20 protein-coding genes are annotated in these 24,591 nt (G+C 43.2%); 19 read left to right on the plus strand and 1 reads right to left on the minus strand.

Translation table 11 applies throughout. The annotated features are described in order from the left end of the window. Positions 1 to 286: 286 nt before the first annotated feature. From ACFPIK_RS16555 to ACFPIK_RS16605, 11 genes are all read left to right on the plus strand, one after another. Positions 287 to 1,699: a sodium:solute symporter family protein gene (locus ACFPIK_RS16555; RefSeq protein WP_377917292.1), complete on the plus strand. Its 1,413-nt coding sequence runs from the start codon at positions 287 to 289 to the stop codon at positions 1,697 to 1,699. Further along, positions 1,689 to 3,068 (plus strand): glycosyl hydrolase, encoded by a 1,380-nt coding sequence (locus ACFPIK_RS16560; protein ID WP_377917294.1) that lies wholly within the window; start codon positions 1,689 to 1,691, stop codon positions 3,066 to 3,068. The genes ACFPIK_RS16555 and ACFPIK_RS16560 overlap by 11 nt, the downstream gene beginning before the upstream one ends. Next, complete coding sequence (locus tag ACFPIK_RS16565) at positions 3,065 to 4,507, plus strand: oxidoreductase (RefSeq protein ID WP_377917296.1); 1,443 nt, start codon at positions 3,065 to 3,067, stop codon at positions 4,505 to 4,507. Before ACFPIK_RS16560 ends, ACFPIK_RS16565 begins: the two co-directional genes overlap by 4 nt. Then, entirely contained in the window at positions 4,504 to 5,274 is a 771-nt protein-coding gene (locus ACFPIK_RS16570) for a 3-ketoacyl-ACP reductase (RefSeq protein ID WP_377917298.1), read from the plus strand. The genes ACFPIK_RS16565 and ACFPIK_RS16570 overlap by 4 nt, the downstream gene beginning before the upstream one ends. 53 nt (positions 5,275 to 5,327) lie before the next feature. Beyond that, positions 5,328 to 5,531 carry a hypothetical protein gene (locus tag ACFPIK_RS16575; protein WP_111392663.1) on the plus strand — a complete coding sequence of 68 codons (204 nt, stop codon included), beginning with the start codon at positions 5,328 to 5,330 and terminating at the stop codon, positions 5,529 to 5,531. Further along, complete coding sequence (locus ACFPIK_RS16580) at positions 5,528 to 5,971, plus strand: PIN domain-containing protein (RefSeq protein ID WP_377917300.1); 444 nt, start codon at positions 5,528 to 5,530, stop codon at positions 5,969 to 5,971. Before ACFPIK_RS16575 ends, ACFPIK_RS16580 begins: the two co-directional genes overlap by 4 nt. Positions 5,972 to 5,991: 20 nt before the next feature. Beyond that, positions 5,992 to 7,296 (plus strand): NCS2 family permease, encoded by a 1,305-nt coding sequence (locus ACFPIK_RS16585; protein WP_111392661.1) that lies wholly within the window; start codon positions 5,992 to 5,994, stop codon positions 7,294 to 7,296. Further along, positions 7,293 to 8,081: a 5'-methylthioadenosine/adenosylhomocysteine nucleosidase gene (locus ACFPIK_RS16590; protein ID WP_377917302.1), complete on the plus strand. Its 789-nt coding sequence runs from the start codon at positions 7,293 to 7,295 to the stop codon at positions 8,079 to 8,081. Before ACFPIK_RS16585 ends, ACFPIK_RS16590 begins: the two co-directional genes overlap by 4 nt. A 90-nt stretch (positions 8,082 to 8,171) precedes the next feature. Beyond that, positions 8,172 to 9,128: a calcium/sodium antiporter gene (locus ACFPIK_RS16595; RefSeq protein ID WP_377917304.1), complete on the plus strand. Its 957-nt coding sequence runs from the start codon at positions 8,172 to 8,174 to the stop codon at positions 9,126 to 9,128. A 160-nt stretch (positions 9,129 to 9,288) separates the two neighbouring features. Then, on the plus strand, positions 9,289 to 11,682 hold the full coding sequence (locus ACFPIK_RS16600; RefSeq protein WP_377917306.1) for a TonB-dependent receptor: 2,394 nt from the start codon (positions 9,289 to 9,291) through the stop codon (positions 11,680 to 11,682). Between the two features lie 44 nt (positions 11,683 to 11,726). Continuing rightward, complete coding sequence (locus tag ACFPIK_RS16605) at positions 11,727 to 13,898, plus strand: DUF5916 domain-containing protein (protein WP_377917308.1); 2,172 nt, start codon at positions 11,727 to 11,729, stop codon at positions 13,896 to 13,898. A 194-nt stretch (positions 13,899 to 14,092) separates the two neighbouring features. On the opposite strand, the gene ACFPIK_RS16610 is transcribed toward ACFPIK_RS16605, so the two are convergent. After that, a complete protein-coding gene (locus tag ACFPIK_RS16610; protein ID WP_377917310.1) occupies positions 14,093 to 14,347 on the minus strand; it encodes a helix-turn-helix transcriptional regulator in 255 nt (84 codons plus the stop codon). Between the two features lie 136 nt (positions 14,348 to 14,483). Between ACFPIK_RS16610 and ACFPIK_RS16615 the strand changes: the two genes are divergently transcribed. From ACFPIK_RS16615 to ACFPIK_RS16650, 8 genes are all read left to right on the plus strand, one after another. Beyond that, positions 14,484 to 16,055 (plus strand): cysteine peptidase family C39 domain-containing protein, encoded by a 1,572-nt coding sequence (locus ACFPIK_RS16615; RefSeq protein WP_377917312.1) that lies wholly within the window; start codon positions 14,484 to 14,486, stop codon positions 16,053 to 16,055. 133 nt (positions 16,056 to 16,188) lie between these two features. Next, positions 16,189 to 16,422 carry a hypothetical protein gene (locus ACFPIK_RS16620; protein ID WP_377917314.1) on the plus strand — a complete coding sequence of 78 codons (234 nt, stop codon included), beginning with the start codon at positions 16,189 to 16,191 and terminating at the stop codon, positions 16,420 to 16,422. 45 nt (positions 16,423 to 16,467) lie between these two features. After that, on the plus strand, positions 16,468 to 17,691 hold the full coding sequence (locus tag ACFPIK_RS16625) for a hypothetical protein (RefSeq protein ID WP_377917316.1): 1,224 nt from the start codon (positions 16,468 to 16,470) through the stop codon (positions 17,689 to 17,691). Between the two features lie 79 nt (positions 17,692 to 17,770). After that, on the plus strand, positions 17,771 to 19,972 hold the full coding sequence (locus ACFPIK_RS16630) for a peptidase domain-containing ABC transporter (protein ID WP_377917318.1): 2,202 nt from the start codon (positions 17,771 to 17,773) through the stop codon (positions 19,970 to 19,972). Between the two features lie 2 nt (positions 19,973 to 19,974). Continuing rightward, positions 19,975 to 21,273, plus strand: a complete 1,299-nt coding sequence (locus ACFPIK_RS16635; protein WP_377917320.1) for an HlyD family secretion protein — start codon at positions 19,975 to 19,977, stop codon at positions 21,271 to 21,273. Beyond that, positions 21,274 to 22,914, plus strand: coding sequence for a DUF6734 family protein (locus ACFPIK_RS16640; RefSeq protein ID WP_377917322.1), 1,641 nt, complete (start codon positions 21,274 to 21,276; stop codon positions 22,912 to 22,914). A gap of 114 nt (positions 22,915 to 23,028) precedes the next feature. Further along, positions 23,029 to 23,250: a hypothetical protein gene (locus tag ACFPIK_RS16645; protein WP_377917324.1), complete on the plus strand. Its 222-nt coding sequence runs from the start codon at positions 23,029 to 23,031 to the stop codon at positions 23,248 to 23,250. 54 nt (positions 23,251 to 23,304) lie between these two features. Beyond that, a complete protein-coding gene (locus ACFPIK_RS16650) occupies positions 23,305 to 24,372 on the plus strand; it encodes a 6-bladed beta-propeller (protein ID WP_377917326.1) in 1,068 nt (355 codons plus the stop codon). Positions 24,373 to 24,591 lie beyond the last annotated feature (219 nt).

Consider the following 24,591-nt stretch of genomic DNA (forward strand, 5'->3'; position numbering starts at 1 on the left):
TTATTGCTATTTTAAGCCGAACAAGCAAAAAAGCCTGTTCGGCTTTTTCATTCCCAACCTAACCCAATAACCTGACGATGACTTTCAAATCATGGCATCTTCTTGCCACAGCGGTACTTCTGCTTACGATAGCTGCCTTTTGGTGGATTTTCCAAGAGGGTAAAATAGACCCTATGCTGGGATCAGTCCCTTTCGTTTTTTGGACCAGCTTTGCGGTGACCCTATTAATCGTGGTAGCCACTTTTATTGGTTCTAAAATTTTCCCACATCAAGAAGATTCGAAATCATGATTGGCTGGCTGATTTTCTTCTTCACCCTATTCTTGGCTTCTCTTGGGTACGCCTCTTACAGATCCTACAGCAAAAACCGTAGTTCGGATGACTTTATGTTAGCCGGCTCCAATATTGGAGCGATATTGGGTTTTTTGACCTTTTCGGCAGCCTTGTTTAGTGCGTTTACCTTTATGGGTATGCCGGATTTCTTTCGGGTTCATGGTGTAGGTGCTTGGATTTTCCTTGGACTTTCGGATGCCCTGATGGTATTCTTTCTGCTATGGTTTGGATACAAGCTTCGAAAAAGAGCAACAGAAGTCGGCTATAAAGGGGTGGCGGGATTTGTTCAAGGTTGCTTTCAAACCCAGTGGGCGGGCTATCTATTGTTTCTCAGTTCCTTTTTGTTTTTGATCCCTTATGTAGCCATCCAGATCCGTGGGATATCGATTTTCTTGGATGCCGCTTTTCCCGACTTGATTCCGGGCTGGGGATGGGCGTCTCTTTTGGTGGTTTTGATGCTGGTTTACTCTGAAATTGGCGGACTTAAGGCAATCATGTACAGTGATGCCATCCAAGGATTGATCATGCTGGTAGTAATCTGGATTATCGGATACACTTGTTTGCAAATGGCCGGCGGCTTGGAAGCCGGAATTGCGAAAGTAACGGAGTCCAATGTAGGTCTCCTCAGCTTGCCGGGCCCAAAAGGGCTATTTAGCAGTCCTTTTCTGATCGCGTCAGCAATTGCGATTGTGATGATTCCGGTCTCCCAGCCTCAATTTACCACGCGACTGGTGGTGATGAAAGATCTCAAGTCGGTGCATAAAATGGCTTATGCGGTGGGCTTTTTTGCCATTTTGGTTATCCTTCCCACAGCCTTTATTGGACTTTATGGCGCTGTGAAGTATCCTGATAGCACAACCGCTGAGTTTCTTTCAGCAGCCTTATTGTTTGATCAGGCCAGCCCTGTGGCGGCATTGGCTGTGGTGGGCCTTTTTGCTGCGTGTTTGTCCACAACCAATGCTCAGATCTTTGCTTTGGGCACAGAATTGAGGTCATTGCTGACAGGATCGGACAAAAAGGTCATGCGCATTACTCAGGTTGCCATCTTTGTTTTTTCCATCATCGTGTTGGTGTTTTCCACTTACATGAGCGATGAATTGGTGCTTTTGGCAAGAGTGAGTTTTGCAGGTACTTCCATGATCGCTCCGGTGGTTTTGGGAGCGGTGATGTTTAAGCATCCGCCCAAATCACTCCTTTTTTTATCAGCATTTGCGCTCGTTTATTTTGTGTTTTCGCTGGCCGAATTGGTCCCTGCCGGATTTGCGGGATTACCTACAGATGCAGCGATGTACCTCATCCTGATTCCTGCCACTGTGATTCTTATGCTTATTCATCATTTCAGTTCTAAATCTTCCCATGAAGCTTGATTTCAATCTTTCTTTAGAAAAAGTAAACCAACAACTCCCTCGATTCTGGGAGCTTTCGGGTCAAAAAATCCGTTCCATCGAATCCACCTTTGATACTGGCAAAGGGGCTCCTGTCTTTACCGAAAAAGGAACCTATGTCACCCGAGGCTGGACTGAATGGACCCAAGGCTTCCAATTTGGATCGGCCATCTTGCAATTTGATGCTACAGGTGATGCTGATTTTTTGGAAATAGGCAGAAAAAATACGGTTGCCAAAATGGCTCCTCACCTGACTCATATCGGAGTACATGATCATGGATTCAACAATGTCAGCACGTATGGGAATCTCCTTCGCCTGATTTTGGAAGGAAAGATCGAAGGTTCCGATTGGGAAAAGGAGTTTTATACGTTAGCGCTGAAAGTAACAGGAGCCGTACAGGCTACCCGTTGGACCACCATTCCAAGTGGAGGATTTATTTATTCATTTAATGGTCCTCATTCCTTGTTTGTGGATACCATTCGCAGCTGTCGGGCCTTGGTCGTTTCCCATCAGCTTGGCCATGTACTTCAGGCAGAAAATGACAAGCGAATTTCCCTCATTCAGCGTGCTGTTCAGCATTTGTTGAGTACGGTTCGCTTTTCGATTTTCTATGGAAAAGGCCGTGACAGCTACGACATCTCCGGCCGAACAGCCCATGAAATCATCTTCAATACCAACGATGGCAATTACCGTTGCCCCAATTCTCAGCAGGGCTATACCGGCTTTAGCACTTGGACGAGAGGTTTGGCATGGGCGATCTGTGGTTTGGGAGAGACCTTGGAGATTTTGGAGCAGATCAATGAATCAGATTATTCAGAGGTCATTTCCAAAAAAGATTTGATCGAAGAGCTTTCTCAGGCTGCCATCGCAACTTCTGAGTTTTACCTAGATCATACTCCTGTGGATGGCATTCCCTTTTGGGATACCGGAGCTCCAAATCTTCACCGATTGGGAGATTACCTCAATCGACCTGCAGACCCATTCAATGAGTTCGAACCGGTGGACAGTTCTGCCGCCTGCATCGCCGCTCAAGGATTGATCCGAATTGGCAACTGGCTAACAGCCTCAGATCCCGAGCGTGCCAAAACCTATCAGCAAGCAGGGATTCAACTGGCCAGTGTTCTCTTTTCCGAACCTTATCTTTCTACCCAAGCATCTCATCAAGGCTTGATTTTGCATTCCATCTATCATCAGCCGAATGGATGGGACTATGTGCCGGAAAAGGGCAAAGTAGCCCACGGTGAGTCCAGCATGTGGGGCGATTACCATGCTCGGGAATTGGCCTTGCTCATTCAGCGAATGGCTAATAAGGAACCTTATTACACTTATTTAAACTGCGTGCCGGCATGAGTGGAAAGTACAAACCCCAATATCCCCGTGTAGCTCAGCTGAAAACGGCCGAGCAGTTTGGGCAGTATCTGGAAAAAGAAGGAATTCAGCTGGGTTTTGACTCAGAATTGATCTCGGGGAAAAGTTCTCCTTTCGGAAAAGCACATGCCCTACGATCAGGTAGAACCATCGGAAATGCCATGTGCATTCTACCGATGGAAGGTTGGGACGGCACCGAAGACGGTCACCCAACCGATCTGACTAAAAGACGCTGGAAAAACTTTGCCCTCAGTGGAGCCAAGCTCCTTTGGGGCTGTGAAGCAGTGGCTGTCCGTCATGAGGGACGCGCCAATCCCAATCAACTTTTGCTCAATGAAGACACCTTCTCCGAGTTTGTCGACTTATTTGACTTGGTTCAAACTACCCATCAAGAGCATTTTGGAGAAACGTCCGATTTGGTAGTAGGACTTCAGCTTACCCATTCGGGGCGCTTTTGCAAACCGAATGACAAAAAGCACATGGAACCTAGGATCCTGTATCCTCATCCGGTTCTGAATAAGAAATTTGGACTGTCAGAGGATTATCCCTTGATGACCGATGAGGAGATCGATTCGATTATTGCAGATTACATCAAGGCTGCGGTGCTGGCACAAAAGGCCGGATTCCATTTTGTGGACATCAAGCATTGCCATGGCTACTTGGGACATGAGTTTCTCAGTGCCTATGATCGGGAAGGGAAATATGGAGGAAGCTTTGAGAATCGTACTCGATTTCTGAGAGATATCGTTAGCGGAATTCGGGCAGCCGCTCCGGGTCTGGAAATTGGTGTTCGACTGAGCATTTTTGACTGGGTACCTTTCCAAAAAGGCCCGGAAGAAAAGGGAGTTCCTGCTCTGGGAAGTTCCTATCGCTACGCTTTTGGGGGATCTGAAAATGGAATAGGAGAAGATTTTGAGGAATCTTCGGCTTTCTTGAGCGTCTTACAGGAATTGGATGTCGAGCTCCTTTGTACCACCGCCGGAAGTCCGTATTACAATCCTCACATTCAGCGCCCGGCCTTGTTTCCTCCTTCGGATGGGTATTTGCCTCCCGAAGATCCCCTCCATGGTGTTGCCCGTCAGATCGCAGCTACGGCTCAGCTGAAGCAGGCTTTTCCTGAATTTTACGTAGTAGGATCGGCGTATTCCTACTTGCAGGAATGGCTACCCAATGTAGGGCAGGAAGTATTGAAAACTGGAAAGGCGGACTCTATTGGCTTTGGCCGAATGGTGTTGAGTTATCCGGATATGCCAGCGGATATCTTGTCGGGCCAAGGCTTGAAGCGAGGCAAAATCTGCCGCACCTTTTCCGACTGCACTACCGCACCGAGAAACGGCATGATTTCAGGCTGTTTTCCGTTGGACCCGTTTTACAAATCCATGCCCGAGTACGACCAACTTAAAACTCTGAAAGGCGAATGAGAAAGACTGCATTAATCACCGGAGGCACGCGGGGAATTGGGCTTGGAATTGCCAAAAAGCTGGCCCAAGAAGGAATCGACTTGGCCTTGAATGGAGTCAGGCCTCAGTCTGACGTAGAGGATATCTTGGAAGAGCTTCGCAAGACTGGAGTTCGGGTGGCGTATTTCCAAGGGAACATTGCCGAAAAGGCTGACCGGGAACACATTCTGGAGGGAGTCAAAGCCAAGTTTGGCTCCCTGAATTTCCTTGTCAACAATGCCGGAGTGGCTCCTCGGGTACGGGCAGATGTACTCGAAGTGGCTGAAGAGGACTTTGATCACCTGATGGATATCAATTTGCGAGGGACTTTTTTCTTGACACAGGCTATTGCCAATTGGATGCTGGAATTGAAAAAAGCAGGTGATTCTTCCGATTTTTCCATTGTCACCATCACTTCCGTGTCTGCAAAGCTGGCTTCGACCAATCGTGCTGCCTATTGCATGGCTAAGTCTGGACTATCGATGATGAATCAGGTTTTTGCGGTGCGATTGGCAGAAGTTGGGATACCGGTTTTCGAGATTCAGCCAGGAGTGATCGAGACCGATATGACTGAGAAGGTCAAGGAAATCTATCAGGATCGAATCCAAAAAGGCTTGACCTTAGAGCCAAGAATGGGTAAACCCGAGGATATTGGAAAAATCGTAGCGGCCCTTCTCCGGGGAGATTTGAGTTATGCGACCGGACAAATTATTGCTGTAGACGGAGGTATGATGCTGGGGCGGCTTTGAGGAACTTTATTTGGGCTGAGCCGATTAAATCAATATTCTTTCTAAATTGAGTTATGCAAATCGAACGTACTGAAAAAGAAATCATTATCAGGGTTTCCTCAAAAACTGATCTCAGCGGATTGCAGCGGATTCTAGATTTTATCCGAGTGAAAGAAATGGGTGCGGAAAATATGGTTTCTGACGTGGAAATTGAGGAATTGGCAAGAGAATCCAAATCGACTTGGTGGAAGGAAAATAAATCCCGATTCATCAAGTGAATATTGTCGTAGATACGAATATCATTTTTAGCGCAATACTTAATCCCAATGGCAAAATCGGAGATTTACTTCTCGATCCTCTTGATCGATTCGCTTTTTTTGCTCCAGATTTTTTGACCACGGAATTAGCCCGACATCACAAAAAACTGATTTCTCTATCCAAGCTTTCTGAAAGCGATATTTTGTTTTTGAAAAAGCTGGTTTTGTCAAAAGTGACTTTGGTTGATTTGGATACTGTCAGTGAAGAATCTTGGATGAAGGCGTTCCAACTAGTTAAACAAATCGATGAATTTGATGCTCCTTTTGTCGCTTTGAGTTTGAATATGAATAGCTATTTATGGTCGGGCGACAAAAAATTGAAAAACGGGCTGAAGGATTTGAGTTATGACAAAGTCATTGAAACGGATTCTCTTTTGGAAATCAGAAATGCTTTAGATTAGTGTTATTCCTTCATTTACTGATGTATCCAAAATCCCACCACCTCAAAACCGAAATCCTCGCAGGAATCTCCACTTTTCTAGCCTGCTTTTACATCATCATCGTCAATCCGGCAATTTTGGCTGAGGCGGGTATGCCCTTCTCAGCGGTATTGACTGCTACCGTTTTGGTGTCTGCATTTGGGAGTTTGATGATGGGATTATATGCCAAAAATCCGATTGTCGTGGCGCCGGGCATGGGGATCAATGCCTTTTTTACCTACACCGCTGTGAAAGGCTTCGGATTGAGTTTTGAGGAAGCACTGGGAACAGTCTTTTGGTCAGGAGTGATCTTTTTGCTGCTTTCAGTTTTCAAGACCCGTGAAAAAATCATTCAGGCAATTCCTTCTGCTATCCGACATGCAGTTTCGGCAGGGATCGGATTATTCATTTGCTTTATTGGATTTCAGAATGCCCACTTCATCATTGACAATCCTGCTACTTTGGTCGGGATGGCCATGTTCAAAGATCCGATTACCCTGACTTTTTTGGCTGGACTGCTGATTACAGGAGCGTTAATCATCAGAAAGGTTTCCGGAGCGATCATCTTTGGGATCTTGATTACAACAGCATTGGCTTGGCCCATTGGACGCTGGTGGGGAGATGCGGCTGCTGTCAATTTCGGGGTTTCTACTCTGGTCAATTTCACAGGATTTTTTTCATGGCCTGACTTTAGTTTGGTAGGCAAAGCCGATATTCTCGGTTCACTGAAATACAGCTACATCCCCGTGATCTTTGTATTCACATTCACGATACTATTTGACGGGATCAGCACTTTCGTAGGGTTAGCAGAGGCCTCAGGATTGAAAGACCCGGATGGAAATCCCCAAAACATGCGCAAATCGCTGTTGACTGATTCCTTTGCTACTTTGTTTGCAGGATTGGTAGGGAGCAGTTCGGGGACGGCTTACATCGAATCGGCAGTCGGAATAGAGGAAGGCGGGCGAACCGGAGCTACTGCGGTGACAGCAGGCCTGCTGTTTCTACCCTTTATGTTCTTTTCCCCGCTACTGTCCATTATTCCATCGATCGCAAGTTCGATTGCCTTGGTCTTGGTGGGTTCCTTTATGGTCATTCCTTTGACCAAGATCAACTGGAAAAAACCGGAGGAAGCCTTGCCTTCATTTCTGACCATCGTTTTAATTCCCTTTACTTACAGTTTATCCATAGGTATTTCATTTGGATTTATTTCCTGGACCCTGTTGAAGTTGGCTTCGGGAAAAATATCCGAAGTCAACCCTATTTTAGCCCTGATCAGCGTACTTTCGCTTTTCTTTTTGTGGCTATGATCAAAAAACTCCTTCTCGCGTTCTTTCTGATTGGTTCCCTTTCAGCAAACGCACAACGCATTGCCATCATGGGGGCTTTGGATCAGGAAATCGCCATTTTGCTTGACTCCATGAAGGGGAAAAAGGAGGTGGAACGATCCGGCTTGACTTTTTACACCGGAAAACTGAAAGGTCAAAAAGTAGTCGTGATCAAATCCGGTGTGGGAAAAGTCAATGCCGCCTATAGCACGGCTATTCTTTTGGATCGATTTCAGCCTTCCCAACTGATTTTCACTGGCGTGGCGGGAGGATTGCATCCCGAGGCTTTGCCTGGCGATATCGTCATCGGAACCGAGCTGGTTCAGTTTGATTTTGGACAGATTGATTCTACGGGATTTAAGGTGTCTCCATTTCGAAAGCTCACCGGGGGTCGACATGATGAGCTGTACATTGCTGCGGACGCTGAGCTTTTAAAGCAAGCGGAACTCGCTGCCGGAAAGGTTGATTTTTTGTCCATATCGGGAAGGAAGCCAAGAGTTTTTTCAGGAAGAATTGCTACTGGGGATGTTTTCGTAAGTGATCAGGAGACGGCGGAAAATCTTTACCAAAATCATCAAGCGCTCGCCACAGAGATGGAAGGTGCTGCTGTAGCCCACCTTTGCCGATCAGTAGGGGTGCCATTTCTCGTTATTCGGAGCTGTAGCGACAACGCCAACCAAAATGCTCGCGTAAATTTCAATCAGTTTGTAGAACCTGCTGCTATCAATTCTGCAGGATTGGTTCTAAAACTTCTCGAATTCCTCTAACCAAATTCCAAATAATTAATCCTAGTTTTGAAGAATTTATCAAATGGTAAATTTTCAAAAACTTCAAAAACTCTCTTCTTCAAACTACCTATGATCCTTCAACTTATTCTTCTGGCAGTTGGTCTGGTTTTGTTGGTCAAAGGCGCAGATTGGCTCGTGGACGGAGCATCCGTTCTAGCCAAGAAAAACAATGTGTCTGACCTAGCAATTGGTCTGACTATCGTAGCTTTTGGTACCTCTGCACCAGAGCTGGTCGTGAATGCCGTAGCTGCCTCTGGCAATTATCCGGACATCGTGTTCGGGAATGTGATCGGCTCCAATAATTTCAATTTGTTCATCATTTTGGGTATAGCAGGGCTGATCGTTCCGCTTTCTGTTCAGTCTAGCACCGTCTGGAAAGAGATTCCTTTCTCGCTTTTGGCAGCGATTGTGTTATTCTTTTTGGCCAACAATTATTTCTTTTCCGAATCAGCTGAGCTGTCCCGCTATGATGCCATCCTCCTTTTGGTTTTGTTCTGCGCTTTCCTGTACTACGTGGCTACTCAGCTGAAGACTGATCCGGATGCGGAAGTGGTAGAAGCGAAAGATTATTCTACCATGAAAATCTGGGGACTGATTATCATCGGTCTTGCTGGCCTGGTGGGTGGAGGAAAGCTTGTGGTGGACAATGCTGTCGCCATGGCTCAATCTCTTGGAGTAAGTGAAAAAATCATCGGACTCACCATCGTGGCGGCAGGTACTTCCCTTCCCGAATTGGCTACCTCTGTGGTCGCTGCGATGAAAAAGAATGCGGATATCGCAATTGGAAACATTGTAGGATCCAATATTTTCAATCTCTTGCTCATTTTGGGAGTGAGCGGTCTGATTAGGCCTTTGGCTTTTACCACGTCTTTCAACACAGATATCTACATCTTGGGTGCTGGCACCATCTTCCTTTTCTTAGCCATGTTTATCGGTAAAAAGCATCGATTGGACAGATGGCAAGCACTTGTTTTGCTTAGCTCTTACTTGCTTTACACCGGTTATTTGGTCGGGTTGGAAATGTAAATCAATAAAAGCACTTGAATTATTTACAGGGTTCTAAGATTTGCTTGGAACCCTATTTTTTTCCACTTGTAAAAATCAGAGCAGCAAAACGCGTGTTTACTTCTATTTTACAGCTTGTTAATTCGTGTTTATTTCGAGATTAACCAGCCCAGCCTAACCTATGAAGCCTAGATTTACCTTTCACTTCCCTTTTATTTTATTCTTACTCCTCGGAGTATTTATCAGTAATTCGACTTTTTCCCAACAGCGAGGTAGGATAAAAGGAGCAGTGACAGATAAAGCCAATGCACAGCCCCTGCCTTTTGCGACGGTGGGAGTTTTTTCTCAAAAAGACAGTCTTATCGGTGGGGGTATCACCGACGAAGAGGGGAAGTTTCAGGTGGATTTACCCTTTGGGCAGTATTATGCCTTAGTCGAGTTTATGGGGTTTGAAGCTATAAAATCCCCTGTTTTCACGCTTTCCAGAGAGGATTCCAATCTTGACCTCGGTATACTGAGTCTCAGTGTAACTGCATCTGATCTCAACGAAGTTGTGGTCCAAGGTGAAAAAACACTTATGGAGCTTTCGTTGGATAAACGGATTTTCAACGTAGGAAAAGACTTGGCTAATGCCGGTGGAAATGCTTCCGACATTCTCATGAATCTGCCCTCCGTGGCAGTAGATCCTGAGGGAAATGTGAGCCTGAGAGGTTCTGCCAATGTGCGGATTTTGATCGATGGCAAACCATCGGGCCTTGTCAGCTTCAAAGGCAGCAGTGGACTCCGTCAGCTTCCTGCCAATCTTGTCGAACGGGTCGAGGTCATCACCAATCCTTCGGCACGCTATGAAGCCGAAGGGATGGCCGGAGTCATCAACATCATCCTCAAAAAAGACAGCAAACAGGGATTCAACGGTTCGGGCGAACTCATCACCGGCTACCCTGTCAACCTTGGCTTTACCGCAAATCTCAACTACCGAAAAAACCGCATCAACTGGTTTATCAACTACGGCTTGGCCCACCGCAAGACTCCCGGCATCAGCGAACTGTATCAGGAAGTGTACAATGAGGACGGCACCACTTCGCTTTTGGACCAAAACAATACCACCACAGTCACCGGCTTCAACAATAACCTGCGCGGAGGTTTGGATTACTTTTTTAGCGAAAAAAGCATCCTGACAGCTTCCTACGTGTGGAGGCGAAGTGACGTGCGACGAATCACAGATATCCGCTACAACGACTACCTCAATTCCTACGACAATTTTCTCGGCTACAGCATGAGAAGACAGGATGAAACCGAGGCCGAACCCAACAAGGAGGCCATCATCAATTACAAAAGGTCTTTTGAGCAAAAAGGACATGAGCTCAATGCCTCCTTTACCTACCTGAACTATTGGGAAAGGTCAGATCAGCTTTTTACCGAAAACTCCTTTTCCCCTCAGGGAATCATGATCCCAGCTCGTGCACTTGTGCAGACCTCGCTGAATGACGAGTATGAAAACCAATACCTTCTTCAGGTAGATTACACCAAGCCTTTTTCCAAAAAAGGGAAAGTCGAAACAGGCCTCCGTACCAGCTTTCGTGAAATGGAAAATGACTACCTCGTGCAGGAGCGAAATGAGTCAGGAGACTTTGAAACCTTGCCGGGACTGGACAATATTTTTCTCTACAACGAAAATATCCTAGCTGCCTACGGAATCTTGGGGAATGAAATCGGAAAATGGAGCTATCAGGCTGGGTTAAGAGCAGAATACACCGATGTGGAAACGATCTTGGTAGAAACCAATGAGTCCAATCCAAGGGATTACACCAACCTGTTTCCAAGCGGACACTTGAACTACAGGCTCAGCGAGGAAAACGCCTTCCAACTCAGCTACAGTCGCCGGGTGCGTCGGCCGGTTTACAATGACTTGAGTCCTTATGTGACTTTTTCTGATCAGCGAAACTTCTTTAGCGGTAATCCAAACCTCGATCCGGAATTCACGGATTCCTACGAGTTGGGGTACATCAAATACCTGAAGAAAAGCACACTGTTTACGACAGCCTACTTCCGAAATACGACTGACAAAATCCAGCGGATCCGGACCGTTCAGGAAAATGGATTTTCGGTCACGGTACCGTTTAACATCACAGGAGAGGTTTCCTACGGCCTAGAGTTTAGCGGGGATTATGCGGCAACACCATGGTGGAAGCTGGATTTCAACGCCAATTTCTTCTACGCCGACATCGATGGCAGCAATCTGGATCAGAATTTTCAGGCCACCACCACCTCTTTGCTTTTCAGACAGACTTCCAGATTTACTATTGCCGATAAATGGGACCTTCAAGTCCGTGCAAATTATGAAGCGAGGAGAAAAACTGCCCAAGGAGTGCAAAAAGGCATTTTCTTCATCGATCTGTCAGCCAGCCGAAAAATTATGAACAATCGCGGTACATTGATTTTCAACATCACCGATTTACTCAATACACGGATCAACCGATACATCACGGAGGGCGCCAACTTCTTCACCGAAGGAGAAGCTCAAATGATCAGAAGGCAGACCAATTTGACCTTTACTTACCGAATCAAGCAATGAGTACTGCCGGTTGCTTGCCGGCAAACTTCCCCAATCACCCCATTATGCGTACCCTTCTAATCAGTATTGTCTTCCTGCTTTTCCATCCTATCGTATGGGGGCAAAAAATAAATGCCTCCTATCGACTTCCTATCCAAAAGGCAAGTTCGCCGATTGTGGTGGATGGGGTTTTGGATGAAAAGGCTTGGCTCGAGGCGGAAGTCGCCACGGACTTTTTTATGATTACGCCGATGGACACGAGTTTTGCGAAGGTCAAGACCGATGTGCGGATGACTTACGATGAGCAGCACCTTTACCTGATCGTGGTCAATCACCATGCAGTAGAGGGCCCCTACATGGTAGAGTCGCTTCGTCGTGATTTCTCTTTTGGAAAAAATGACAATTTCCTGCTCTTCATGGATCCTTTTGATGACCTGACCAATGGATTTTCTTTTGGAGCCAATGCGGCAGGCGCCCAATGGGACGGGCAGATGTACAACGGTGGCGCTGTGGACCTGAGTTGGGACAATAAGTGGGTGTCCAAAGTCAAAAACTACGAGGACAAATGGGTGTTTGAAGCCGCCATCCCATTCAAATCTATCCGCTACAAAAAAGGCATTACCGAATGGGGGATCAATTTTTCCCGACTTGATCTAAAAACCACAGAAAAATCCGGCTGGGCGCCTGTACCCCGACAGTTTCCATCTGCATCCCTTGCTTACACGGGCACGTTGGTGTGGGACAATCCTCCGCCGGATGCCGGCGCCAATATTTCTGTGATTCCCTACGTATTGGGAGGTGTCAGCAAAAATCATCAGGCAGAAGGCAAGGAAGTCTATCGCAGGGAAGTTGGCGTGGATGCTAAAATCTCCCTCACCTCTTCCTTAAATCTTGACTTGACGGTCAATCCCGATTTTTCTCAGGTAGAAGTGGATAGGCAGGTGACCAATTTGGATCGATTTGAGCTCTTTTTCCCGGAAAGGCGGCAATTTTTTCTGGAAAATGGGGACTTGTTTGCAGGCTTTGGCTACACGACGATCCGGCCATTTTTCTCTAGAAGAATCGGTCTCAATGCGCCGATTCAGTTCGGGGCAAGACTCAGCGGAAAGCTGAATAAAGACTGGAGAATCGGTGCCATGAACATGCAGACGGGTGAAGTGGCCGAATCGGCCCTCCCTGCACAAAACTTCACCGTGATGGCCCTGCAGCGCCAAGTAGGGGCGAGGTCTAATATCGGCGGGATTTTGGTGAATAAGCAGTCACTACGCTACGATCCCGTGGTGGATGGGAAGCCGGTCTATTCTGAGTTCAACCGAAATGTGGGCTTGGAATACAATCTAGCCTCAGCCAATAACTTGTGGACGGGAAAAGCCATGGTGCTTCAATCCTTTGGGCCGGAGAATCAGGGAAGGGGATTTGTACATGCAGCGAACTTGAAGTATGCCAGTGGAAACCTGACCTGGAACTGGCAGCATGAGTATGTCTCCGAAAACTACACTGCTGAAGTAGGCTTTGTTCCTCGAAATGGGTTCTACCGAATCAGTCCGATGATCGGCTACCGCTGGTTTCCCAAAAGTGAGAAAATCCTCAGCCACGGCCCTGATTTCAATACCTCGATCTTTTTCAATAAGCAGGGAGAGCAGACGGACAATACCACCTATGCCACCTATAATGTGCGATTCCGAAGCCAGAGCAATCTCTTGGGCTGGGTAGCTTATGACTTTGTGAAGCTTCAGCGGCCCTTTGATCCGACCAATTTCTCAGGCAAAACCTTGGATTCTGGGACCGAGCACAGTTGGAATGCGGTGGGACTTGAGTACACTTCCAAGCCGCAGCGTGTGTTTACCTATGCATTCACGAGTAGAGTTGGAGGGTATTATGCAGGCGGGCAGCGGTATAATTTCACCACGGATTTTGGCTACAGATTCCAGCCTTATGTGAGCTTGGCTTTGAGCACCAATTTCAATCAGATCAACCTACCACAGCCCTGGGGCAAGACACAGTTTTGGCTGGTAGGCCCTAGAGTGGATGTGACGATGACCAATACCGTCTTTTTCACCGCCTTTGTCCAATACAACGAGCAGATCAAAAACATCAACCTCAATACCCGATTTCAGTGGAGGTTCAAGCCAGCCTCTGACTTGTTTTTGGTGTACACGGACAATTACCTGCCCGCACCGTTTAATGTGAAGAATCGTTCAGTAGTGCTGAAATTTACCTATTGGTGGAATGTGTAGGCTGGGGTTTCCAGTTTTATACTTTCTTCTCGCGACTAAGTAATGACTTACCCTTGGGGTGGTTAAAAGGCCAAAGTTTACTGGGAAGAGCTGATTATTAAAAAATTGTTGACTTAATCAAATATAGCCCACGATCAAAATTCACACATAAAACTACATTTCACCGATCTTCCTGATCATTTCCCTCAGGTATTTTAGCTCTTTTTCGACCTCATGACGATTTGTTGAGGGGGGGGGGGGGATAAATGGATCCCATTTTCGGCTAGTAGGGGTATAATTTCCACTTCGTATAGCTTTCCCATCTCCGAAAGCTGCACTATTGAAGGCTTAGATTTTCCACTTTCGATATTGGACAGGGTCTTCTGCGAAATGCCCAAAAGCTCCGCTACTTCCTGCTGACTCATTCGTTTGGATTCTCTTGCTTTTTTGAGATGATGGCCTAGTTCCATGGGTTAAAAGGTTAATTGGCTTAGTAAAAATTTACTGAAGATTAGTAAATACGGTATAGTGTTTACGTATCGTTTTTTTCAAATTTATCCAATTGATTTAGTTTTCAAAATAAAATTCTCTTTTTTATTTCTTGCTATGGAAAATTGTCTGATGGTTTGCAAAACCTTATTAGGCGAATTGGGAGTTCCCTTTACTAATCGCTTTTTGAAAGAAAAATTGGGTACCCACCCCGAACCGGAGTCTTTATTGGCCATCTCAGATACGCTGACTGAGTACAAGCTAGAAAGCCTTGCCCTCCACATGGGGGCAGATAAATTGGATCAGCTACCCCTGCCCTGTGTGGTTCAAGTTAACCAAAATTCTCATCCCTATTTCACTTGCTTGTCTCAAGTTTCCGAGGACTGGGTAGCGTATTTGGATGAAAAGGGAAAGCTGATCAAGCAAGCCAGAAAAGAATTTGTAACCTTATGGACTGGGGTTACCCTAGTCGTGGAAAAAGGCGATCATTCCGGAGAACCTGGATATGCCAATAGACGAAAGGAACAATTAGTCTTTCAAGCCTTACTTTTTTTGCTTGGCGCTGTTGGGCTGGCTTGGATCATTAGTGATTTAATTCAATTGAATAATTTGACTACCTATTCCCTTGGATCGATAGCACTTTTAATTTTAAAGCTAACAGGCCTAGGTCTTTCAGGTATTTTGCTCTGGTCAGAGGTAGATAAGAAAAATGCTGCGATTACTCAATTTTGTGGGGGAGGCGAAAAAACAGATTGCAATTCTGTAATTGACTCCTTTTCTGTTGCGGGGTTGATTAGTCTAGGGAATTTGGCCTTTGCTTACTTTTTCGCAAGCAATATTATGCTTTTAGGTGTTTCGTTTTCCTCTTCCGGTCTTGCGCTATTGGGTTTGCTAAGTTATTCCAGTTTGGCGATTATCCCATTTTCGCTGTACTATCAGGGAGTCAGGCTAAAAAAATGGTGCCGCCTCTGCCTTTTGATTTCGGGGATTTTAGTTGTTGAAGTGGCAGTCAGTCAATTTTTATTGCCTGACTTGGGATGGCCTTCATTTGGAGAATTGGGGCTGTTTTCATTTGTTTTCTTATCCTCTGTTCTTGGCTGGATCAGCATTAAGCCCTACCTAATTGCAAACGAGGATTTTTTTGCTACCAAAAGCAAGTTGGCCAAGGTTCTGTCCAACAAGGAGCTTTTCGACTATTTCCTGAGCAAGTCCAGACAGATCACTTCCAATCCTGAAGGGTTGGGGATATTTCTAAATGGGACAAATCCTAAATACCATGTCTTAAAAGTCTGTAATCCCTACTGTGGTCCCTGTGCCCGTACGCATCCGCTCTTGGAGCAGCTTTATGAAGCCGGGAATATTGATTTGCAGATTGTGTTTGTTCCTGGAGGTGGAGATGAGGTCAGGTTAAAGACCATTCGCCACCTTTTGGGGATTGCATCTAAAGGTAATTTGGAGCAGACCCGCCAAGCCTTGGATGAGTGGTATAGTCAGGACAAGAAGGATTATGAAGCCTTTGCGGCAAACTATCCACTGAATGGAGAACTGGCAAAGCAAGAATCCAACGTCAAGGCCATGCTGGACTGGGCAGACAAGGAGCAGATTGATCATACGCCCACGATTTTCATCAATGGCTATGAGTTGCCATCCAACTATGCAGTGGAGGATTTGAAATATGTCTTAAACTGATAAACAAAAGCTGCTGATGCAGAAAAAAAATATTCAATCGCGATAAATAGTCACAGTCTTCGGTGACTCTAAAAGTCGGAGGATTAGCTCATTTAGTCAAAATTATTCAATAACCATTTAAATTATAAAAACTATGAAAAAGTTAAGCTTAGAAATGCTCCGACTCAGCACCAATGAAATTTTGGAAAGAAGTCAGATGAAGAAGATTACCGGAGGCTATGGAGGCACTTGTGGATATAAATCTCCAAGTGGACAAGTTTGGTGCGGAATGACATATTCCCAAGCAAACCAAGCTTATAATACAGGGGGAGGCAATTGGTGCTGCGATAGTTGTGCATCAAACGGTGGTTCTGCAAGCTATTGTTGATAATCGGGGGATGAGAATGGATTCTCATCCCCTCTAACCTATGAAATGAGAATTTTATTTTCATCAAAAATTGAAATAATCCAAAAACATATTTTAAGTTATATGAAATCCCTACATAAAGTATTTTTAATATTATTTCTATTTTTTGCTTGTTCAAAAGAAAAAAAAACAATAATAAATAATAGTTATGCCCCCCCAATAATTACCGACTTCGAAAAGCTTGACAGTATTAAAATAGAATATCTTGGAAATCCAACAGTACATGATATTGATTCTAATACTGGAGTTGTAATTTTTATGGAGCATAAGGAATTTTCTGAGGAAATTTTTATTGCTGATTTCGAAGGGAATATACATTCCTACTTTTCAAAATTGGGAGATATTCCTGATGGTTATGGAAGATTAATGGCCACATTACGAGTAAAGGATAAAAATTCTTTTATTGTGTATGGATATAGGGGGTTTTTAACTTATAATTTTGAAGGAAAAATTATTAATAAGGTTAATCCAAAAGACTTCCAAGTTCCAAATTATGTTCCCATGTTAATGGGACATGGGATGGAAAAAATGGAAAATAATTTTTTATATATCAATCAGGATTCCCCCGAGGATTATGGCTATTCAAATAAGAACATATATAATGATATGTACTTATTGGACTTATTAGATCCTACAAGAGGGTATAAAGAGCGTATTATTAAATTTCCTGAAAGCAGTATTTTTAAAAGTGGAAAGTATTTTTTCCGAAATGCATGGGATCCGGTTTTTCACATAGAAAATAAAAAAATTCATGTAGCATTCGGTTTGGAACCTGTGATTTATACGTTTGAAGCTTCTCCTCCCTATGAATTAGAATCTACTCTGCCCATAGATTTAAAGGATTACAATTATTTCAAAGGGGCTGATGAATATTCTGAAGATGTTTCATTTTTTGGACTTCGATTTACCTCAGGAATGATTTTAAATATTAAAAAATTTCAAGACTTCTTTCTAGTAGCATATTTTCCTGGGTACGACCAACTTGATACACAAACCAATTTTGAAAACAAATCTCAAGACGAGGCCAAAGGCTTTCGTGAAAGAATGCAAAAAAAGTACCCTTCTCGTATCGCAATAATTGACTCCTTTGGAAATGTGATTAATGATTTTGTTCCTCAGGGATTGGAGCCTCGCAGCATGCTTTTGCGAAATGGGCAACTCTGGATGATGGAAAAGCCTGACGAGGAAGTTGAACGAGATTATTTCAGGTTGTTTCGAGTAGGGTTATAAGTGGATAGTAATTAGCTGGTCCATATCTAAGCCTTTTTCCATCTTTCGATTAAAATTCAGATTCAATTAATAAGCTAATTTGAGAACTTCTTTTCCCCACTACAAACAACCTGACTCCAAAGACTGTGGTCCTACTTGTTTGCGAATAATCGCAAAGCACTACGGCAAACTAATTTCCCTTAAAGAAATCCGGGAAATATCGGAGACGACTCGGGAAGGAAGCAGCCTATTGAAGCTCAGTGACGCGGCTGAGGCAATGGGGTTTAAGACCATCGGTGCCAAGTTAAGCTTTGATAAGTTGAAACAAGCCCCTCTTCCCCTGATTGTCCATTGGGACAAGCAGCACTTTGTGGTGGTGTATCGAATCAGAAAAGATACCGTCTATATCTCTGATCCTGCCTATGGTTTGATCTCATATTCCAAGGGAGAGTTTATCTCTCGGTGGATCGGTAATAATGCCACTGAGCATACACAGGAAGGGGTCACGCTTTTACTGGAGCCTACTCCAGCCTTCCGAAAAATGAAATGGGAGGAAAAAGAAAAACGTTCCCTTGGTTTCCTCTTCAACTACCTGTTTCAGTATAAAAATCTGATAGCTCAGTTGACTATAGGGTTGCTGGTAGGTAGTTTGTTGCAGCTGATTTTTCCTTTCCTGACACAAAGCATCGTGGATGTTGGGATCCAAAATCAGGATATCAGCTTTATCTACTTGGTTCTCTTTGCTCAGATCATGTTGTTTTTGGGCAGGATGAGTGTGGAAGTGCTTCGAAGCTGGATTTTGCTGCATCTGACTACACGGATTAATATTTCACTGGTTTCGGATTTTTTTATCAAACTGATGAATCTGCCCATTTCCTATTTTGATACCCGAATGACTGGAGATATCATGCAGCGAATAGGTGATCACCGCAGGATTGAGAACCTTTTGACAGGCACCACACTCACCACCTTGTTTTCTTTCTTCAATTTGATCGTTTTTGGGGCTGTATTGATCTATTATAGCATTACTATTTTCTTGATCTTTCTCGGAGGAAGTGTGCTCTACCTTGTTTGGGTGCTCTTTTTTATGAAGCGCCGCAGAGAATTAGATTACAAGCGATTTGCACAATTGAGTCAGGAGCAGAGTACCGTGATCGAGCTGATCAATGGCATGCAGGAAATCAAAATGCACAATGCCGAAACTCAAAAGCGTTGGAGTTGGGAGTTTGTACAGGCCAGACTGTTTCAGGTATCCATTCAATCCTTATCACTAGAGCAGACCCAGCAGGTAGGCTCATCCGTGATCAACGAACTCAAAAATATCCTGATCACTTTTACTTCTGCCATGCTCGTGATCGAAGGAAACCTGACCTTGGGGATGATGCTCGCTCTTCAATACATCATCGGACAGTTGAATGGCCCCATTAATGAATTGGTAGGTTTTTTTCGGTCTTTTCAGGATGCCACAATCAGCCTCGAACGACTCAATGAAATCCATGACAAAGAAGATGAAGAAAATTCTGAAAAACAGCTGGTCAGAACAGTTGAGCTTGGTGAGACCATGGAAGCCAAGAACCTGTCCTTTCGCTATGTCGGTGCTGAAAATCCCGTATTGACTGGAATAAACCTTCATCTTCAGCCTAAAAAAGTCACTGCAATAGTGGGTGCAAGTGGTAGCGGCAAGACCACCTTGATGAAGCTATTGCTAAAATTCTATGAGCCTAGCTCAGGGGAAATACGGTACGGAAAACACGACCTCAAAACAGTTAGCCCAAAAAGTTGGAGGGAACAGTGCGGGGTGGTCATGCAAGAAGGCTATGTTTTTAACGACACCATAGCGGCAAATATCGCAGTGGGCCAGGACAGGATTGATCAGGAAAGATTGCTTGAAGCTGCCCGAATCGCCAATATTCTGGACTTTATCCAGTCTCTACCGCTTGGATTCAATACAAAAATTGGAAATGAAGGAGTGGGAATGAGCACCGGACAGAAGCAACGCCTCTTTATAGCCCGTGCTATTTATAAAAATCCGGGTATGCTCTTTTTTGACGAAGCTACCTCGGCCTTAGACGCCAAAAATGAACGGGAGGTCATGGAAAACCTCCAAAAGTTTATGCAGGGCAAAACGGTTTTCATCATTGCCCATCGTTTGAGTACGGTCCGTAATGCGGATCAGATCATTGTAATCGATCGGGGTAAAATTGTTGAACAAGGGCCCCATGTAGAATTGGTTCACGCCAAAGGCATCTATTATGACCTGGTGAAAAATCAGTTGGAACTGGAAAAGATTAACTCAAACTGATCATGCCTGTAATTAGCCAAAACGATAATCTTAACCTTCGGTCAGAAGAGGTCCAGGAGATTATTTCCCGGCCCCCGGCTTGGTTGATCCAATGGGGCATTACATTGATATTCATCCTCCTTTCTCTTTTAATAGGATTATCCTTTTTGATCCGATATCCTGATTTTGTAGAAGCTAAAGTATTGGTCACTACTGCCAATCCAACCGAACGTATAGCTGCCCGTGTTACTGGACAGATAGAGCACCTTTTTATCAAAAATGGAGATCAGGTAAAGATAGACCAGCCCTTAGCAGGCATCAAGAGTACAGCTAGGTTGGAAGATGTACTGTTATTGAAAACTACCCTAGAAAAAGAAAACTTTGGTAAGGAAAATGACTTTTTATTTCCTGTTGAATCACTTACCGAATTGGTATTAGGGGAGGTGGGATTACCGTTTTTGGAATTCGAAAGGAATTATTTGGAGTATCGATTGATCAGGGAGCTACAGCCCTTTGCAGGACAGTTGGAGAGCACCAAAGTATCCATAGAAGAAATCAAAAAACGGATCAGCAGTCAGCAATCCCAAAAAGAATTACTTAGCAGAAGACTTTCCTTAGCCAAAATCGACTACGAGCGTAACAGAAACCTCCATCAGCAAGGGGTCATTGCAGACAAGGATTTTGAATCCCGTGAAATGGAATACTTGCAGATGGAAGAACAGGTCAATCAAATGGCCATATCCATCTCTCAATTGCAGGAAACACTGAATACGGCAAATCAGACCATTAAAAACACCAACATCAATCGGGAAGAAGAAGCGAGGTCATTGAAAGCCCTAATCCAATCCTACCAGGGACTTAAGCGGAGTTTACGGGATTGGGAATATTTGTATCTGATGAAATCTTCCATTAATGGTGTAGTCAGCTTCCAAAAAGTATGGGGAGCCAATCAGCAGGTCAATTCAGGGGAACTAGTGTTTACCGTATTACCGGACAATAAATCCGAACTAATGGGCGCCATGAAAATAGCCGCTCAAAATGCCGGAAAAGTGAGCATGGACCAAAAAGTCTTGATCAAATTGGACAATTATCCATTTCAGGAATATGGGGCTTTGATCGGGAGGATTTCCAGCATTTCGGTGTCTCCGGATGAAGAGTTCAACTATTTGGTATATGCCACGCTACCCGAAGGAACCCTGACTTCTTTCAAAAGGGAAATTCTATTTACCCAAGAACTCTTGGGAAATGCTGAAATCATCACTGAAGAACTGAGTGTGGCAGAGCGATTATTTTTCAAGTTCAGGTCAATCATGGTATACTAGATGAAGATTGTTCACACATTTTGGATTGATGAGGGAAAAGACCCCTTGAAGGATAGTTTTGGATGGTGCAGTGCTCCGTATCATTTGATGAGTTGGGCGCTGAGTTGCCTACAACTTCATCAATTTTACGAAGACTTGGAATTGATTACCGATAGGAAGGGAAAAGAGTTGCTGATCGACCAATTGAAATTGCCTTATAAAAAAGTAAGAGTTGAATTGGATGATTTAGATTTAGTTCAAATTCCTGGCTTATGGGTGATGAAAAAAATATATTCCTATACCCTCCATGAACAACCTTTCCTCAATGTGGACGGGGATGTATATGTTTATAACCCATTTCCTGATGAACTACACTCCGCTCCTTTGATTGCGCAGAACATAGAGCAAGATTTTGATTACTACAAAGAGTTGGTCGGGCTCGTCGGCGATTCTTTTCCACTTGTTCCAAAGCCGATTAAAGACCAAATCGACAAGGGAAAGGAAATTCAGGCCAGTAATGCCGGGATTTTTGGAGGAAAAAATCATGCGTTTTTTAAAGATTATTTCCAGGTGGTCGAGCAGTTTATAGCAGGTAACCAAGAACAGATTAAATCCTTAAGCCCTTCCCAACTGGTAAATTTCAATGCGGTGGTGGAACAGTATATTTTTTGTTGCCTCAGTACTGACCAAGGTATTAAAGTGAACTACCTGTTAGATACCGTTTACGATCCTTCTTTTTTTGAATCCTTTGCCAATTTCCATCACTTGCCAAATAATATCGCTTTTATGCATGCCTTGGGAGATTATAAGAAAAACGGTTGGGTTTGTGACCAGCTAGCGCATCGATTACGACTGGATTATCCGGAATACTTTGCTAGAGTAATGGGTCTCTTTGAAAACAATGGAATAGCGTCTTTTGAAAAAACAGTTCCAGACGCTTCAGCGGGTCTGCCCATTACTATTCAAAGATTTACTTCCAACTACTTATCAAAACCCGAAACCGAGCAATTTTACAGAACTGATCAAATACTATCTGGCATTTGTGAAAAAGAAGGCATTTCCTTGGATAGGGATAAATTCACCATTTCTGAATTGAAGGAGGATTTGGACAGAAAATTGACTGATGCGCTTATGCTCAGGGTTTTGGATGACGTGTATGAGTTTGAACTAGAGAAGCTTAGATTAATCGAATTACTTCAACAGAGCAGTTCAGACCTAGAGGATGGGTTTCCAGCCATACAATCTGCCAATGAAGTGTTAAAGAACAAATGCTGGCAAGAAATGGCCGAGCTTAAATTGGCTCCAAATTGCAAATCAATTCGCTCTGAATGGGATTGGTCTCAAAATTCTGTTTTGTTCACTCGGATCAAAATCAATCCTATTGCAAACAATCTCTTACTTCCTCCTCATTATTATCTTACGATACTGCTTTGGGACAGGCACCATCAGGAAGTCATCGAATGTCTCTTGGGTCCAATTGGATCCTATCTTTTGTCTATTCTTAAAGAAGAGGACTTTACCCAAATGAGTGAGTTGGTGGGTAAAGTAGCTACCTTTTTTGAATTAATAGATGAAAAACGAATTCTGGAAATGATGGATGAAGAGATTCGCTTTTTAGCCTACAGCGGAGTGATCCATCTTAGGGGAATCAGGAATACCTAATTCAGTAAATATTTACTGAAACTTAGTAAATAGGGTATAGGTATAGATTTAAACTTTTCAGAATTTAAGCAAAGAAACAGAAAGTCTGTTTCAGAGAATAAAAAAACAATAAAAATGAAAAAGTTAAATTTTGAAAAATTGAAGTATTCCTCAGAGGAGATACTTCAAAGAAATCAAATGGCCAAAATTTATGGCGGGGAGGATCCAAGAAATAATGGACATTGGTATTGTACATGTGGAAATGGACCGGCTTTTTTGGTTTATATCACCGATGGGACAGACCCTACATTTGTAGCGAATTGTGGAGAAGAGATGGCACTTTGTAGTGGAGCTTAATTTTACTTATGCTAGAAGGTTAATTTCTAATCTTCTAGCATTTAAACACACCTTATGAAAACAATTTATATAAACACAATAATTTATATACTTATAGTAAGTACTTCTTGTTCAAATAGAGACGAGTTTAATAATTTCTCGTTAATAGATGCCTCACTAGTAAAAGAGGAAGGAAAACTTATCTCTGATTTTTCGGACTCAACACTTATAATCCCATTAGAAACTCAAAAAAATTCTTTACTAAGCTGGATAACTAATTTAAAACTAGTTAAAGATAAAATTTACATTTCAGATATTAACAATGTCCTTATATTTGATTTAAATGGGAATTTTTTGTCATCCCTAGGAAGTAAAGGCGATGGACCAGGTGAACATGGAACGATTTATTCTATGGCTTTTGACGAGAATTTAAGTATATTTTATGTTGCATCTGAAAACAAGCTAATTTCATTTGACTTAAATAATAATTTTCTTAGAGAAAAAAAATTTCCTTTTTTACTTCAATATATCGAAGTGATTGATGGAGAAGTGGTTCTAATTTCTGACAACTTATTCAACAACCCTGATGGAGGCTTTATTGAATCTACAGTGCTATATAAATTGGATAGTAATTTTGAGATTTATAAGAAAATAGAACTATTGTCTAAAAATATAAATAAGAAAATAATAGGAGGATTTCCTATAAAACAATATATTTCAACAACTGATGAAGGCACATTCATATATAAACCTGTATTTACCACTGAAAACTTCAATAGAGACACTCTTTTTTTACTTCAAAATGATGGAATTATCCCATTCAAAAGATTGGGATTAGATTTCTCAACGAAGCTTGATGAACGTGGTTTCAAGACTTCAACTATCTTGAATATCAATAGATCTAAAGACTATATTACAAGTGAATATAGACTGGAATATGATAAAAAGTTTCTTTTATATGAAATTAAAAAACACAAATATCATATTATGAAAGGAGGGATTATTGATGAGGTAGGAGACACTGTTGTTCTAAGACCTCTTAACCTAAAAAAGAATATTTTTTACTACATAAAACAGGAAAATTTCACTAGTACTGAATATGAAGAAATGAACCCTCTTATTGGAATTGTGAAATTAAAATAATATGCCTAAATTTTTTTAAAATATTAGATCAATAGAAATTTACCACCTGATAGATACTCTTATGATAATTACTTATTTGAATATGATCTAAACTTAACCTTGACGCAGGAGACCCACTTGGAAGGAATCAAAATCAAACCCAAGAAAATGTTCCTCAGAGAGTCGACTTTTTACTTGGCAGTTTCTTCTGACGACGAGCCGGGGTTACTGTTTTTCAAG

Source organism: Algoriphagus aquatilis (genome assembly GCF_042657405.1).
GTDB lineage: Bacteria > Bacteroidota > Bacteroidia > Cytophagales > Cyclobacteriaceae > Algoriphagus > Algoriphagus aquatilis.